This window comes from Paenibacillus filicis (assembly GCF_038070315.1).
GTDB lineage: Bacteria > Bacillota > Bacilli > Paenibacillales > NBRC-103111 > Paenibacillus_G > Paenibacillus_G filicis.
Genome location: NZ_JBBPCC010000035.1, coordinates 1 through 13,946 on the forward strand (window position 1 = coordinate 1; position 13,946 = coordinate 13,946).

19 protein-coding genes are annotated in these 13,946 nt (G+C 56.7%); 3 read left to right on the top strand and 16 right to left on the bottom strand.

Going from position 1 to position 13,946, the window contains the following annotated elements; translation table 11 throughout:
* Window positions 1–153 precede the first annotated feature (153 nt).
* From WMW72_RS33175 to WMW72_RS33215, 9 genes are all read right to left on the bottom strand, one after another.
* Window positions 154–954, bottom strand: coding sequence for a SpoIIIAH-like family protein (locus tag WMW72_RS33175; protein ID WP_341419869.1), 801 nt, complete (start codon window positions 952–954; stop codon window positions 154–156).
* Window positions 955–992: 38 nt separating this feature from the next.
* The gene (spoIIIAG, locus tag WMW72_RS33180; protein ID WP_341419870.1) at window positions 993–1,634 is read right to left on the bottom strand and encodes a stage III sporulation protein AG; all 642 of its coding nucleotides are present in this window, start codon (window positions 1,632–1,634) and stop codon (window positions 993–995) included.
* Between the two features lie 4 nt (window positions 1,635–1,638).
* On the bottom strand, window positions 1,639–2,382 hold the full coding sequence (gene spoIIIAF, locus WMW72_RS33185) for a stage III sporulation protein AF (RefSeq protein ID WP_341419871.1): 744 nt from the start codon (window positions 2,380–2,382) through the stop codon (window positions 1,639–1,641).
* Between the two features lie 30 nt (window positions 2,383–2,412).
* Window positions 2,413–3,624: a stage III sporulation protein AE gene (spoIIIAE, locus tag WMW72_RS33190; RefSeq protein ID WP_423227634.1), complete on the bottom strand. Its 1,212-nt coding sequence runs from the start codon at window positions 3,622–3,624 to the stop codon at window positions 2,413–2,415.
* A gap of 181 nt (window positions 3,625–3,805) precedes the next feature.
* Window positions 3,806–4,195: a stage III sporulation protein AD gene (gene spoIIIAD / locus WMW72_RS33195; RefSeq protein ID WP_341419933.1), complete on the bottom strand. Its 390-nt coding sequence runs from the start codon at window positions 4,193–4,195 to the stop codon at window positions 3,806–3,808.
* 37 nt (window positions 4,196–4,232) lie between these two features.
* The gene (gene spoIIIAC, locus WMW72_RS33200) at window positions 4,233–4,436 is read right to left on the bottom strand and encodes a stage III sporulation protein AC (protein ID WP_341419872.1); all 204 of its coding nucleotides are present in this window, start codon (window positions 4,434–4,436) and stop codon (window positions 4,233–4,235) included.
* Between the two features lie 41 nt (window positions 4,437–4,477).
* On the bottom strand, window positions 4,478–4,996 hold the full coding sequence (gene spoIIIAB, locus WMW72_RS33205; RefSeq protein ID WP_423227635.1) for a stage III sporulation protein SpoIIIAB: 519 nt from the start codon (window positions 4,994–4,996) through the stop codon (window positions 4,478–4,480).
* 43 nt (window positions 4,997–5,039) lie between these two features.
* Window positions 5,040–6,062, bottom strand: coding sequence for a stage III sporulation protein AA (gene spoIIIAA, locus WMW72_RS33210; RefSeq protein ID WP_341419874.1), 1,023 nt, complete (start codon window positions 6,060–6,062; stop codon window positions 5,040–5,042).
* Between the two features lie 115 nt (window positions 6,063–6,177).
* Window positions 6,178–6,453 (bottom strand): YqhV family protein, encoded by a 276-nt coding sequence (locus tag WMW72_RS33215; RefSeq protein WP_341419875.1) that lies wholly within the window; start codon window positions 6,451–6,453, stop codon window positions 6,178–6,180.
* Between the two features lie 145 nt (window positions 6,454–6,598).
* Here WMW72_RS33215 and comA point away from each other — a divergent pair, with 145 nt between their 5' ends.
* From comA to WMW72_RS33230, 3 genes are all read left to right on the top strand, one after another.
* On the top strand, window positions 6,599–7,483 hold the full coding sequence (gene comA, locus WMW72_RS33220; RefSeq protein ID WP_341419876.1) for a phosphosulfolactate synthase: 885 nt from the start codon (window positions 6,599–6,601) through the stop codon (window positions 7,481–7,483).
* A gap of 37 nt (window positions 7,484–7,520) precedes the next feature.
* Window positions 7,521–8,282 carry a 2-phosphosulfolactate phosphatase gene (locus WMW72_RS33225; RefSeq protein WP_341419877.1) on the top strand — a complete coding sequence of 254 codons (762 nt, stop codon included), beginning with the start codon at window positions 7,521–7,523 and terminating at the stop codon, window positions 8,280–8,282.
* Between the two features lie 66 nt (window positions 8,283–8,348).
* Window positions 8,349–8,813 carry a DUF441 domain-containing protein gene (locus WMW72_RS33230; RefSeq protein WP_341419878.1) on the top strand — a complete coding sequence of 155 codons (465 nt, stop codon included), beginning with the start codon at window positions 8,349–8,351 and terminating at the stop codon, window positions 8,811–8,813.
* Between the two features lies 1 nt (window position 8,814).
* Here the strand turns inward: WMW72_RS33230 and WMW72_RS33235 are convergent, their stop codons facing one another.
* From WMW72_RS33235 to WMW72_RS33265, 7 genes are all read right to left on the bottom strand, one after another.
* On the bottom strand, window positions 8,815–10,074 hold the full coding sequence (locus WMW72_RS33235; RefSeq protein WP_341419879.1) for an aspartate kinase: 1,260 nt from the start codon (window positions 10,072–10,074) through the stop codon (window positions 8,815–8,817).
* Window positions 10,075–10,136: 62 nt separating this feature from the next.
* Window positions 10,137–10,649 carry a histidine phosphatase family protein gene (locus WMW72_RS33240; RefSeq protein WP_341419880.1) on the bottom strand — a complete coding sequence of 171 codons (513 nt, stop codon included), beginning with the start codon at window positions 10,647–10,649 and terminating at the stop codon, window positions 10,137–10,139.
* Between the two features lie 199 nt (window positions 10,650–10,848).
* Window positions 10,849–11,292 (bottom strand): flavodoxin, encoded by a 444-nt coding sequence (locus WMW72_RS33245; RefSeq protein ID WP_341419881.1) that lies wholly within the window; start codon window positions 11,290–11,292, stop codon window positions 10,849–10,851.
* Between the two features lie 259 nt (window positions 11,293–11,551).
* On the bottom strand, window positions 11,552–11,971 hold the full coding sequence (locus tag WMW72_RS33250; protein WP_341419882.1) for a GNAT family N-acetyltransferase: 420 nt from the start codon (window positions 11,969–11,971) through the stop codon (window positions 11,552–11,554).
* Window positions 11,972–11,977: 6 nt separating this feature from the next.
* The gene (locus WMW72_RS33255; protein WP_341419883.1) at window positions 11,978–12,313 is read right to left on the bottom strand and encodes an antibiotic biosynthesis monooxygenase family protein; all 336 of its coding nucleotides are present in this window, start codon (window positions 12,311–12,313) and stop codon (window positions 11,978–11,980) included.
* Window positions 12,314–12,355: 42 nt separating this feature from the next.
* Window positions 12,356–13,075, bottom strand: coding sequence for a DUF1361 domain-containing protein (locus tag WMW72_RS33260; protein ID WP_341419884.1), 720 nt, complete (start codon window positions 13,073–13,075; stop codon window positions 12,356–12,358).
* Window positions 13,076–13,133: 58 nt separating this feature from the next.
* Window positions 13,134–13,946 (bottom strand): GNAT family N-acetyltransferase, encoded by an 813-nt coding sequence (locus tag WMW72_RS33265; protein ID WP_341419885.1) that lies wholly within the window; start codon window positions 13,944–13,946, stop codon window positions 13,134–13,136.

Below are 13,946 nucleotides of genomic sequence, written 5' to 3' on the forward strand. Positions count from 1 at the left end.
GGCCTTCACCGATTCTGGATAATGCTTAAACGTTTGTCCCTTGATCGCCATAAAAAATGCACCCCCTAGAATTTCATCGGCTAAACCCAGGGGTTTTTCCAATGTCTATTCTAAGGGGTGCACATCAGGGCTCTTTGGGGGCTTTAACATCCATCAAGGTTTCATTTCAACTTTGATCTGATCGGGCCTGATGCCCAGCTCCTGAATCGCTTTGTCGACGATCGTCACCGCCTGACTCGGTACCAGTTTTGTCGCCTGTACGGTAATCTTCCATTTGGACGCATCCTGCGTGACGATGGCTTGAGGGAAGTCCTTCATCAGACTTTCCTCGAGGCTGTCCACCCTATCCTGCGTGTCTTGCAGCTTGGCGAGCTCTTCCTGAGCCTTGGCTGCTTCTTCCTTGGTTTTATTCTTATCCAGGGCAATGGTCATCAGTGCCTCCACTTGCTTAGACAGCTCATCATGGCGCTTCATCTGTGCAGTCAGGAAGTAGTCTGTGCCGGACGTGGCTTTTGCGGCGCCTTGCACATTTTGTAGCGCCTGGGCATCTGTTGTCGAGTCGGATTTCTCTGTTTTCGACACCGGCTGAGCCGCTTTGTCGCCCGCTGCCGCGGATTTACTAGATTTGGCTGCGTCCGTGGCCCCCGCCGGAGTCTCGGCTTTCGCACTGCCCGCCTTCGGATCGGCTGCCTTTGGATCGGTTGCTTTCGGGTCGGTTGCTTTGGCGGTTGTCTTGTTGTCTGCATGGCCCGAAACGGCCTTGGCGTCGCTGCCTGCGGGATGGCTGACATCGGACTGGCCGGTGTTCACCACGATCTCATTGGTCTTGATCCCCGTAGCCGAAGTGGCTACGTCCAGTTCCTTGACATCCTCCGTGAACAAGTAATAGGCGGACAGGACCACCATCAAGCTCAGCATGGACACCAGCCAGATCGTTTGTTTTTTGGAATTCATGGAATATTCCTCCTCATAATTGTGTTCATGGTTCGGCTCTATTGCTTGCGGGGCAGGATGGATATCCGGTGCGCCGGTACGTCCAATCCCCGTTCCACCGCCTCGATCATCATCTTCTTGACGGTCAGGTTATCCGCTCCCTTGGCTACGACCAGCACCCCTCGGATTTTCGGTTTTATCGTCTTCACGATCAGCGGCTGCTTCCCGTTGCCCCCGGCCTCGTAGATGACGACCTCGCCGCTTCGGCTCACATCGGTAATATGCCGGGTAGCCCCGTGCTGATCCTTCTCATCGGTCACCTGTTGAGTCTCCTTCATATTTCGTTCCGTCTGAATTTCTTCCGTCGATTCGATCGTCACCAGCACCTCCACCTCGCCGACGCCAACGATCTGGGTCAACATCTCGCGGAGCTTGGTCTGGTAGGCTTCCTCATACTCCCGGAAGCTCGTCTGTTCCTTGCTGGCGCTGCCGAACACCGCGCTCGACTTGGCCTCCGGAGAGGCGCGGCCCGAGCCTGCCGGGTCGATATCCTTCACCGTGAGGAAGGAATTGATAATCATACAGGCGGCTCCAGCCAGGCCGAGCAGCAGCAGCCAGCGGACGGCCTGAACCCGCTTGGGTCCGCCCGGACCGCCGTCCAGCCAGGCCAGCCAACGGTTTTTCTTCGGATTTTCCTCCATCGCCTCACCTCCCCGGGGCCGGTTCTATGGTCAGCTCGATTTGTTCCTCGCGGAGCGCCCACTCCTGCTCCAGCATGTGTATAATTTTCGTCTTCGTTTGCAGCAAGGCCGGGGAATCCTTGTCGTTTTTTGGCGCAGTCTTGTCCGGTTTCCCGGCAGCAGCGGCTGCAGAACCGATATGCACATCCGCTGGCGGCTCGACGGGTCTCATAGGCTCTATGGGGCTCATCGTCTCGACGGATGAACCGACTCCGCCGCCATAGACTCGCTGTACCGCAGCTGGCTGGGGCTTAACCGCTTCAGCCAGCACTGTGACCTTGCGGATCACCGCTTGGCCTTGTCCGTCCGTTTCCGTGTCCACCTGGACGCTGCGCACGCTGACCTGGGCGTTCTGCTCAATCTGGCGCTTCATCAGCTCGCCTGCCTTCTGCCGGGCCAGCCGGTTCGCCGTCTCCTGCTGCCGATCCTGCAGCGCCTGCCCCCGCTGCCGGATCGCTTCCAGCGATTCCATGCCGCCATTCACTTGCACAGCCTCGGGCCGCAGCAGTGCTGCCGTGAGCCTTTCCTCAATCGAGGAGTCAGGCCGGAGCAAGGTCAGGAGCGGCTGCAGCAGCGTCATCAGCAGAAATAAGCTCATAACCGTCTTCACATAGCGCTGCATCGACCGGTTCGGCAGCAGCAGATCGACGAAGGTGGCGATCAGAATGACGAGCACGACCGATTTTAGCCACTCACTCAAAAATTCCACGCCGCACCTCCTGTCGCTTCGCCCGGACCGTTAACGCATCATGACGGATACATTGCCGGCTGCGATCATAATCGTGATCGCCAGAAAAAACATCAGACCCACGACCGCCAAGGCGGCAAATACATAGATCATGCTCTTGCCGATCGTCTCGAGACAAGCAATGATCGGATTGTCTCCAAGCGGCTGCATCACGGCAGCAGAGATGTTATATATGAAGGCTAACGCCATTATTTTCAGCGCCGGAAAGGCACATAACACCATAATGACAACAACGCCTGCCAGACCGACTGCGTTCTTCACGAGCAGCGATGCGCCGATAACGGTTTCCGAAGCATCGGAGAACAGCCTGCCCACGACCGGGACGAAATTACCCGCAATATACTTGGCCGTCCGGATGGTCACGCCGTCGGCCACCGCCCCCGTAGCACCCTGAACCGAGATCACGCCCAGGAAGACGGTAATGAAGATGCCTAGGCAGGCCAGGCTGACTGTTCGGAGCAGATTCGCGAGCTGCGTCACCTTGTATTTGTCTGACAAGCCGCTGACGATGTGCAGGATGGCCGAGAAGAACAAGAGCGGGAAGACGACCAGATGGACGGCGGTTCCCACCGCATGCACCATGAACACGATCAGCGGATGGAGCACCGTGACCGACACCGCATTCCCCATCGAAGCGAGCAGCGTAAGCAGCAGAGGGACGACGGCGATCATGAAGTGGATCATATCGGTAATGGCCGACTTGGCGTAGCCGATGGCGACGTTAAAGCTGTTCACTGCAATGATCATCAGCACGAGAAACGAGATCGCGTAAGCGATTTTGCTGACGGCGTTTTTCTCGAACGAGCTCTGCAGCGTCTCCAGCAGCATGCTGAATACCGTAAGCACGACGATGGATACGAGCAGCTTGCCGTTATAGATCAGCTCATGGAAAAAATACTTGAATAGAGCGGCGAATAGAGTTCCGATGCCGAATTCCTTGGCCCCCAACAGCAAATCCATGAAAGTCGGAGCCCGGCTGTCGGGAAAGTATCCGCCGTACTGCTGCATCAGGCTGCTCCAGAACTGCTCCACCTGGTCGAGCGGCAGCCGTTCGGCCTGCTGGCGCACCAGCTCCTCCACCGGTGCAGAGGCCTGTACGGCTGTTCCGCAGCCCATGCCTGCGCTGCATCCGATTCCGGCATCGCCTCCGAGGAAGAACACCACAACCAGCGCGGCTGCAATCATCCACCGTTCCAGCCCCATCCAATCTACCCGGCCGCGGGTCCCGCCCCGATCGAGACGCGTCCAGCGCACCAGCGGCAATTCATCTGCCGGCTTGCTACGTATAGGGTGCGACATCTGCTTCAACTCCCGGTTCAGCTTCCGGCTGTTCTTCTGCGCAACCGTTCCATGCCGCGCATCTTCCCGATTAACGGCTCCACGCCTAGGCCGGCAGCAGCTTAACGACTGTTTCGATAATGACGGATACGATGGGGATAGCCATCACCATAATCAGGATTTTACCTGCCAGCTCGATCTTGGCGGCTACCGACTCCTGGCCGGCATCGCGGACGATCTGGGCGCCGAATTCGGCGATATAGGCGATCCCGATGATTTTGAGAATTGTTTTGAGAAAGATGACATTAATATCTGCCTTGGTGGCCAGATCCTCCAGTACCTGGATCACGGCCGAAATTTTACCGATCAGAAACAGGAAGATGACAATTCCCGTAAAGGTCGTCAGCAGAAAGGCAAACATCGGCTTCTGCTCTTTGATGACCAGGACCAGCACGGTCGTAAGGAGCCCCAGTCCTACAATCTGAATGATTTCCACCGGCCGCACCCGCCCCGCCGCCTGAGCTTACGCTTCCTTATTGGAAGAGAAAGATCGTTTTGATTTCCTGAAAAAGACTGTTCAACAAACGGACAACCATGAACATCACCACGACGAATCCGATCAGCGTGACCCATTGGGCCATGTCCTCCTTGCCCATCTGCTTCAGCACCGTGTGTATCATGGCGATAATGATGCCGATCCCGGCAATCTGAAATATCGCATTCACATCCACATTCATGAGAGGCACCCCATCCTTAGAACCCTATAAGCCGGACATGGCTAGTACATCAATACGACGACCAGCGCCCCCATCAGCAGACCGAGGCTCTTCCACATGCGCTCATACCGCTGCTGCTCTGCCCTGGCTTCCTCTTCTTGTCCCAAGAGCTGATTGACGGCCAGCCGCAGATGTTTGACCTGATCCTCTCTGTCCGTCAGTCCCAGCGTGGCGCCGAATTGCAGCAGCACTTCCTTCTCTCCCTGCTTCAGAGACAAGTTCCGCCACGACGCATTCAGCGTCTCCCGCCAGATCAGCTGCACCGACCTACCCTCGGAGCGATGAAGCTCTCCTGCGGTACGCGTGAACAGCAGCCCGACCTCGGTGGCGCAGGATTGTCCCGTTGACTGCAGAGCGGCCGGCAGGGGGGTGAAGCCATAGACGATCTCGGTTTCTAGACGCTGCAGAAGTCTGATGGCATCTCCGATCTGCCGGGGACGTCTGGCGAACTGCGATGCCTGGTAGAAGCCCAGCAGCGTACCGGCCAGTAAAATCATGCCTGCTCCAAGCAGCTTGATCATGACGGGCTCCCTCTTCGCCTGAGACTGCTCCGGTGAAGCCGTCTCATAAGCTTGACCCTCCCCGCAGCGCCAGGCGTTCATCTAGCCGCCGTCCCCCGGCGTCATAGACAGCGGAGACGGGTCCAGGCACTGACTCCTGGGGAGCCGGAGACAGCACCACATAGCGCTCGAATACGCCTTCTTCAATCAGATCCTTCAGAATTGGCCGGCGCCTCACATCCTCCACATCCCGGCCATGGGCGGTAGCAATGACGCTGATGCCCGCATGCAGCGCCTCGTGCAGCGCCGCCGCGTCCTCGGCCCGTCCGATTTCATCGGCAATCAGCACCTCCGGCGACATCGAGCGGATCATCATCATCATCCCTTCCGCCTTCGGGCAGCCGTCCAGCACATCGGTCCGCGGTCCGACATCAAAGCTCGGCACCCCCCGAACGCAAGCCGCGATCTCGGACCGCTCATCGACGATGCCGACCTTATAGACTCTGCGGAACGGCGCACCCCCCTCCCATCCCGCTGCAGCCTCTGCCGCTTCACCTCCGCTTAGCAGGCGGGCGATGTCGCGGATCAGCGTCGTCTTCCCGAGCTGCGGAGGCGAAACGATAAGTGTCCGGTATACTTGTCCATGCCTCTGATCGATCAGATAGGGCAAGACCAGCCTCCCGGCCTGCTTCCATTCACGGGCGATCCGGATGTTGAAGCCGCTGACTTCCTTGATATACTTGACCTTGCCCTGCTCGATGACCGTGCGCCCAGCCAGTCCGACCCGGTGTCCGCCCTGCACGGTCAGGAAGCCGCGCTTCAGCTCTTCCTCGAAGGTGTACATCGAATGCTGGGTCAGCAGCTCCAGCAGCGAGGCACAATCCTGACGGGTCGGCCGGTAAGCCTGCTCCGGCGACGGACACCAGGTGCCCTCCGGGGAGATAAAGCCGAAGCCGCTTCCCCATGAGGCTTCGAGCGGCCGGCCCTCGCGGATGCGGATTTCCTGCAGAGGCTGGGTCAGCCTCGTTGATAGAACTGCTAGAATTTGCTTTAAAGGGGCGGAGAAATAACCGAATAGCGACTGCATGACTCGTCCTCCCAACCTTTGACGGATCCGGCGGTACCTGCGGCAAGCTGTCCATCTTTTACAATCATGTGTATGCACGCCCTCCCGAAACTATGACAGGATGAAATCTGACAGATTACTTTTTTAAGATTCCGATAAAGAGACAGCCGACACCCGCCAGCACCCAAGCCAGCTTCCCCCACGACAGCTTATCCGCAAGTCCAACCAGCCCGAGCGTCGTCGTCGCCAGCAGAATCAGCGGTCCGACGAGCGCGAGGCCCGAGTTGACAAGCAGCGCCTTCTCGATCTGATTGAAGCGCAGCATCAATAGAGCAGCGAAAATCTCGATGCACCCGGACAGTACACGCAATGCGGCCATGCCCAGCACGACTTTATGAATCAGTGAAAGCATGCTTCCCCTCCCCTCACCCTTGGTTTTCCTTATCACTGTATGCAAGCCCGTCTACATTTAGGCTACCGGGCACCTCCCCATCCGTCAGCGCATATGATGACTCAGGCATTCGACCATCACTCTATGTACAGCGAGGCGATAAGTAATGGAGGTTTCAACACCGCTGCAATGGCAGCCTAGGCTCGGAGATCCGACAGGGCTGCGAAGCGGCAAACCGCGTACCACCGGGAAAACCATGGTGATCGACAAAGGACTTGGGCTTCATGCGCTGGAGGACCTGCTGCAGACGGCAGGGCGACACATGGATATGCTCAAGATCGGCTTCGGTACCTCCCCCTTGTACGACACGTCTTTGTTGAGAAAAAAAATCGAGATGGTCAAAGCGCATGATATCCTCATTTACCCTGGCGGAACCTTTCTCGAGGTGGCTATCGTGCAGCAAAGCGTAGATCATTATATGGATATGCTGGCGTATCTGGGCTTCACGGGCATTGAGGTTTCGGATGGGACGATCGAAGTCCCCCGCAGCCTGCGTAGCGAGCTGATCCTAAGAGGCCGGGACGCCGGACTCACGGTCATTACGGAATACGGCAAGAAAGGCTGGGGATCGGCCATCGAGCTGGAAGAGCTTGTGGAGACAGCCGTGATCGACGCGGAGCTAGGTGCCGAGCTCGTGACGATCGAAGGGCGGGAATCCGGTAAAGGCGTCGGAATCTACGATGAGAGCGGGGGCTGTAAGGACGAGGAGCTTGAGCGTGTGCTTTCCCAGGTGCCCCATCCCGGCATGCTGCTATGGGAGGCTCCGCATAAGGACCAGCAGGTGCATCTGCTGCAGCGGATAGGGAGCCATATTCATCTGGGCAATATTTTGCCATCCGATGTGATCAGCCTCGAAGCCCTGCGCAGGGGCTTACGCTCCGATACCTTGGCTCTGGAGAGGCTGGACACGGCTCAGCCTTACCGGCATGTGCAAGCCGCAAGCCGGCAGCACACACAACCTGCCGGAGCTGCATGGTTCTATCAGATCTGAGTAGACAGCATTCATCGAAGGGAGGGTCAGATAAGACGTGAATATTCAAGTGATCTCCAGTGTCAATGAAGCCAGGACGGATGACCTGCAGCACAAAACGGTCATTGTCATCGATGTGCTTCGGGCCACCTCAACCATCCTGAGAGCACTGGACGCCGGATGCAGCCAGGTGATTCCTGTGGAGACGGTCAACCAGGCCAAAAGCCTGCACCGGCCGGGAGAGCTGCTGGGCGGCGAGCGCTTTTGCAAGAAAATTCCGGGCTTTGACCTCGGCAACTCCCCGCTGGAGTATACGAGCGAGCTAGTGGACGGCAAAACGATTATTTTCACCACAACCAACGGCACGCGCGCGATTCAAAAGGCGTCCAAAGCCGGTCATATTCTGATCGGCGGCATGCTGAACGCCGAGGCGTGTGCACGTAAGGCGGCCATGCTGTATGGCGATATCGTCATGCTGTGTGCGGGTACGCAGGATGTGTTCTCGCTGGAGGACGGGTTATGCGCAGGCCTGCTGATCGAGGAGCTGCTGAAGCTGCAGGCGGAGGGGCTTATCCGCAGCGCTGCTGGGACAGGCGGCGGCAGTTTGACGGTAGACGACTTCGGACTGGTCATGCTGCAGGCTTACCGCCACGTCCGGGGCAACCTGGAGGGGGCACTACTATCGGGCGTGGGCGGCAAGCGTCTCAGCCGAATCGGCTTTCATGACGACGTCGTTTACTGCGCGCAGGTCAGTATCTTGGATCAGGCGCCTGTCGTCCGCAACGGCCGGCTGGAGGCAGGCATGTCCCTGCCTCTATAGCTTGTTCTATTCCCGTGTCTTTCTCATAGACTGGAGAAGAAACACTGGAGATAAGGGGCCTGACGTATGAACGGAGATATCCTGCTCGTCGCATTGATTATCATCGGATTAATCGGACGCTCGCCTATCATTACGACGGCTGCATGCGTGCTGCTTATTGTGAAGCTGATCAGTCTGGAACGGTATTTGCCTACGATTGAACGGAGAGGGCTTGAGCTGGGGCTATTGTTTTTGACCATGGGGGTTTTGGTGCCGTTCGCCAGCGAAAAAATATCGATACGGGACGTTACCGCGATGTTCACGACCTGGCCCGGTATTCTCGCCCTGCTGGGAGGCGCTATCGCCACCTATATGAACGGCAAAGGTCTGGATCTATTAAAAATAGACCCGCAAATGATCGTGGGTCTGGTGATTGGTTCTATATTCGGGATCATCTTCCTAAAAGGAATCCCGGTCGGACCGTTGATGGCCGCCGGGATTACCGCCTTCCTGCTGAAGGCTTTTACTTTTTTGTTTGACAAGCTGCGCTAGCTTAGCGGCGGTCTGCCGGTCCGCCGACGAATACAGTCGAATCGGTATCCAATCCGTAAGCTGTGTGCAGCGCTTGGACAACCTCGTTCAGACGGCCTTCATTCTCGATGACGCAGGACGTCTTGATTTCGGACGTGCTGACCATCAGAATACTGATGCCAAGGTCAGAGATTGTCTCGAACATCTTGGCGGCAACCCCTGGTGTGCTGACCATGCCTGCGCCGACGATGGACACCTTCACCAGATTGTTCTCGGATGTGATCTCGCGGAAACCGACCGTGCTGCGGATGTTCTCCAGCGTCTGAAGCACTCTGTCCAGATCGCTCAGCGAGACCGTGAATGAGAAGTCGGCCGAGACGTTCGTCACGCCGCTTTGGACGATGATGTCCACGTCGATTTGCTCCTGGGCCAGTGCGGTAAATACTTTGGCCAGTTGCCCCGGCTTCTCCTCCACACCCAAAATGCTGATGCGGGCTACATTCTTATCGTATGCGATCCCGCGGACTACGATCCCTTGCTCCATGACTGCTTCCTCCTTCACATTCGTGCCTTCATTATGATTGAAGCTGGATCTGACCACCAGCTGCACCTTGTAGTTCTTCGCGTACTCAACCGCGCGCGGATGAAGCACCGCTGCACCGAGGTTCGCAAGCTCCAGCATCTCATCGTATGAGATCTCGTTCAGCTTGCGCGCGCACTTGACGATCCGCGGATCAGTCGAATACACACCGTCCACATCAGTGAAAATTTCGCAGACGTCAGCCTCAATAGCCGCCGCCAGCGCCACGGCTGTCGTATCGGAGCCGCCACGGCCCAGCGTCGTGATCTCGCCTGCTTCCGTCATCCCCTGGAAGCCTGCAACGATGACGATATTGCGGTCATCCAGCGCCTGGCGCACGCGCCCCGGCTGAATATCCGAGATTCTCGCCTTCCCGTGAACCGCTTCCGTGTGGATGCCTGCCTGCCATCCGGTGAAGGATACGGCCTTTTCGCCGAGCGTATGTATCGTCATAGCGAGTAACGCCACCGATACCTGCTCGCCTGTAGACAGCAGCATATCCATCTCCCTGGCCGGAGGCGTCACGGCGCCGATCTGCTTCGTCAGATCGATCAAATCGTCTGTCGTGTCCCCCATCGCGGACACAACAACGACACATTGATGCCCTTCGCGGTGACGTTCGATTACACGTCTGGCTACCCGCTTCATTCGTTCGGCGTCTCCAACCGAGCTACCGCCGAATTTCATCACTATCAGAGCCAAGCTGCTCACTCCCTACACAAACTTTATATAACTAAACATGAATTATACCATAAGGCCTGCATTCATAGAAATAGACAATTCTTGAAATCTTCCTCCTCTGTGAGTGCCTCCAGCAGCGCCATCCGCATTCCTTCGTCTGTCACGACGGCAATCCGGGATTTGCCGAGCGTCCGGCACCAGACTGCGAATCGGCCCGCATGCTGCCCGAACAGCAGCGGCGGAAGCGCATGGACGCCCTGCAGCCACAGATGCTCCGGAAGTCCGTTCGCTGGAAGCCACTCTGGAAACCGGCGCACGAGCTCGGTAGGCTCCACTGGCAGCCCTTGAGACTTCGCCGACCGATTCAGGCGGAACGGATGGGCTCTTGTTTCCGCCAGCGGATGGATGAAGCGGGATGCCCCGCCTTCCCCCGCCCACAGCCCGGCCATCTGCAGCATGCCGGGGAAAGGTCCGGCCACGATCACATCCCCTTCGTCCAGCGGCATTCGCTCGGCCAAGTCCAGCGCCTGCTCCCGCCCTCTTGCCGTCAACGTCTTATGCCCGCCTCCCGGGCAACTCACAATCATCATTCTCATGTTCGCTCACCTCGGCTGTCTCGTGCTACTAGTGTATGCCGGGGCGTTAGCGCGCAGACAATAAAAATGACCCCGGGCGGCCGAGGTCATTGTCTATGTGCGGAGTCTGCCGCCTTGCAGCGGCGCATCCACAACGACTTGGTATGTAAGAGTTGCAGCAGCCGGCAACCAGAAGCACATTGCGCGAACAAGGTCAGATTCAGTCTAGCGAAGCGACCAGCTTGCTTCCGAATTCCTGGCACTCGTTCTTCTCGTCATTCGACGGGTTCAATTCGACCTTGAAGCCGTCCAGCACCACATCCGCACCGGTTTCCTTTAATTTCTCAACCAGCGTATCCACAGCTCCCCCGAATACACGGTACGAGGAGTCTGCCGAGCCGAATACTGCAGCCTTGCGGCCGTTCAGGTTGATATCATCCATCTCTTCATAGAAATCCAGCATCTCATCCGGCAGATCGCCGTCTCCCCAGGTATAGGCTCCGAGAATAATGCCGTCGTACTTCTCCAGCTCCGATGCACTCGCGTCCATGACAGACTTGAGCACAGGCTCAACGCCTGCCGACCTTACTCCGTCTGCGATCAGCTCAGCCATTTCTTCCGTATTCCCAGTCATGCTCGCATAAATAATGATTACTGAACTCATGATACCCTCCAAATGTAAGGAAGTCCGCTTCCCCAATATATCATCGGCTGCGCAGGCGATGGCTTGCCGCTCTCGACGAAAGCGTCAACGCTAACTATGATAATAAGTGATAATGATTATCATTGTCAACAATCATTTTTTCTGCCTTTTCGCTGCTTAAATCCAGGGGTTTTCGGGCTTTTCGAGAACGATAAAAAAACTGACAGCGCATAGGGCTGTCAGTCTTTGATTCAAGGAACCGGTGAGGCACAGCTCCGGCTTATAGCTTAGCTGCAGCAGGACGTCTCATGAAGCGGTCAGGGTCCCGCTCGAACCCGTAGCGCTCATACAGCGTATGCGCGTCCCGCGTCCCCAGCAGACCGTTGATCCCGGCCAGCTCCGGTGCCTGCAGCACCGTCTCGACGAGAAGCTTGCCGAGTCCTTGTCCCCGGTACGCCTCGTCGATGAACACATCGCATAAGTAAAAGATCGTAGCTCCGTCCGTCACCACCCGGGCAAAGCCAACGAGCCGCTCCTGCTCGTACATGCCGAAGCATAGCGAATGTTCAATCGCCATGCGCGTGCGCTCCTCTGGCCTCTGGTTCGCCCAGTAGCTTCTCGCGAGAAACGCGCACACCGCATCCACGTCGAGTCTCGACTTGTCATCACTGATGGTATAAGGGCCATAGACGACTTCCATACCTACCTACTCCTTTCCGAATGGCGGCTGGACCGATAAAGGCTCCTCCCCCAGATTAATCTGTACATAATGCTCCACCGTAGGAAACGGATCGTAGAAGTGGTGAAGCAATGTCTTCCATTCCTGATATTGCGGAGAACCTCTGAACCCCACCGTGTGATCCTTCAGCGTCTGCCAGCGGACAAGCAGCACGTACTTATTCTCCGTCTCCACACATTTTTGCAGCTCATGATGAATATAACCCCTCATCGATGAAATAATGACGGAAGCCTTGCGAAAGCTCGACTCAAATTCGTTCACCATTCCCGGCTTGACTTGAAGCATGGCTACTTCCAGTATCATTAGGCTCCACCCTCCCCTTCACTTGTCATTCTTCCGGCAGAGCTAGGACGACTTGAAGCTCTGCCGGCTGCCCATAGCAGCTACAGCGTAGAAAAATAAATACATCACCGTCTGTACGACAAGTATAAGCAGTGTGAACGCCAGCATAAACCTACGGGACCGGTCATCCGAGACGATTTCGAGCAAATCCCTTAGAATCGCCTGAGGGTCTGATATCACATCCCAGCTGTTCCAGCGAATAAACCGGCCGATATAAATCCCGATGCTGCTGACCCCGACGACCAAGCCTGCCCCAAGCCAGCCGTACCATTCCCCCAGCGTCTCGCTTACTATGCGGTGAACGATGTACAGCGACAAAGAAAATAGCATCAGACCGAGCAAGCCTGTCGAGAAAGCCACAACGAGGCCGAGCCAGAAATCGGTATGGAGCCAGAAGGTCGTATGCGGGATCGGCTTGAAATCCCGGAAGACATGGATAAGCTCCGTTACGAGATAAGAGGCATTGGGCAGGAAGAAGAACCAGGCCAGACCTACTGCAGTCAGTAGGAAGCGACTAAACAGCGTGCGCTTCCTGCCCGCAATTTCCAGCAAAATCAGGGAAAGCGTCAATGGCACCCAGCCCAGGAAAATATCCCACACCCAGGACTGGTATACGATGGTTCCCGTTCTGAACCGAAGATACATACTCGCGCCAGTACAAAATACAGTAAAAACCAGCAATATGGCAATGATAGCGTACGGCTTCAGCTTACCGCTTCTCATAGCTTCTCCTTTCATCTGCGGATACGGGCTAGGCCTGTGTAGAGATCCAGCAGATTTCCTACTCCGTCCAGATAGCTCTGGTATAGGCGGTCCTCATGCCCATCCGTTCCATATTCCGGTGACTCACCGACAGGAAGGCAGCCTGAGCGACGGCAAGCGTACAGCCCTGTGACGCCGCCTGCTCCAGCCTGCGCTGCAGTAAAGCCGCATGAACACCCTGGTTCCGATAGGCCGGCAGAGTCGCGGCAAATGTAAAGGAAGCCGTTAAGTCTTGCGTGTACATCACACCGACACCCGCAGGCACGCCCTCATAACTTGCGAGGTAAAAGGTCCATCCCGGACGCTTCATCAGCACCCTGTTATTCGCTGCCACATAGGGGATGCCTTCCTCGGGTAGCCCCGTCCCTCTACAATGGATGGCCGCGTACAGGTCCGACTCCTCTTCCTTCAACTCCCGGATTTCCACAAGCGAGGATGAATGGAATTGAGGGCTCGGACGCTCAGCCTGCGGGTCTGCATACAAAGAGGTATGAAACCCCGTCTGACGCCATCCAAGCTCATGCAGCCTGGCCAGCAGAGGCTGACCACACTGGGAAGGCACAAGTTCAATCTGCGGCTTGCGCTCCCGTTCTCTGAAGAACGATACGATTTCCTCCAGGAAGGGAAGCTCCGCATCCCTGAGTCCCTTGACCGTATTGAAGGACGGCCATGCCATCGTCCGGCTGTAGAAAGCCGTGGCTTCGCCGAATTTTCGAAGCTCCACTCCTTCCGGATTGCCTTCGCGCTCCCGGATCGCAGACATACGGTCTGTCATATAGTCGATTTCGGACTTTTCCACTATTCGGATCGTTGCTTCGGATAGTAGCGTCAA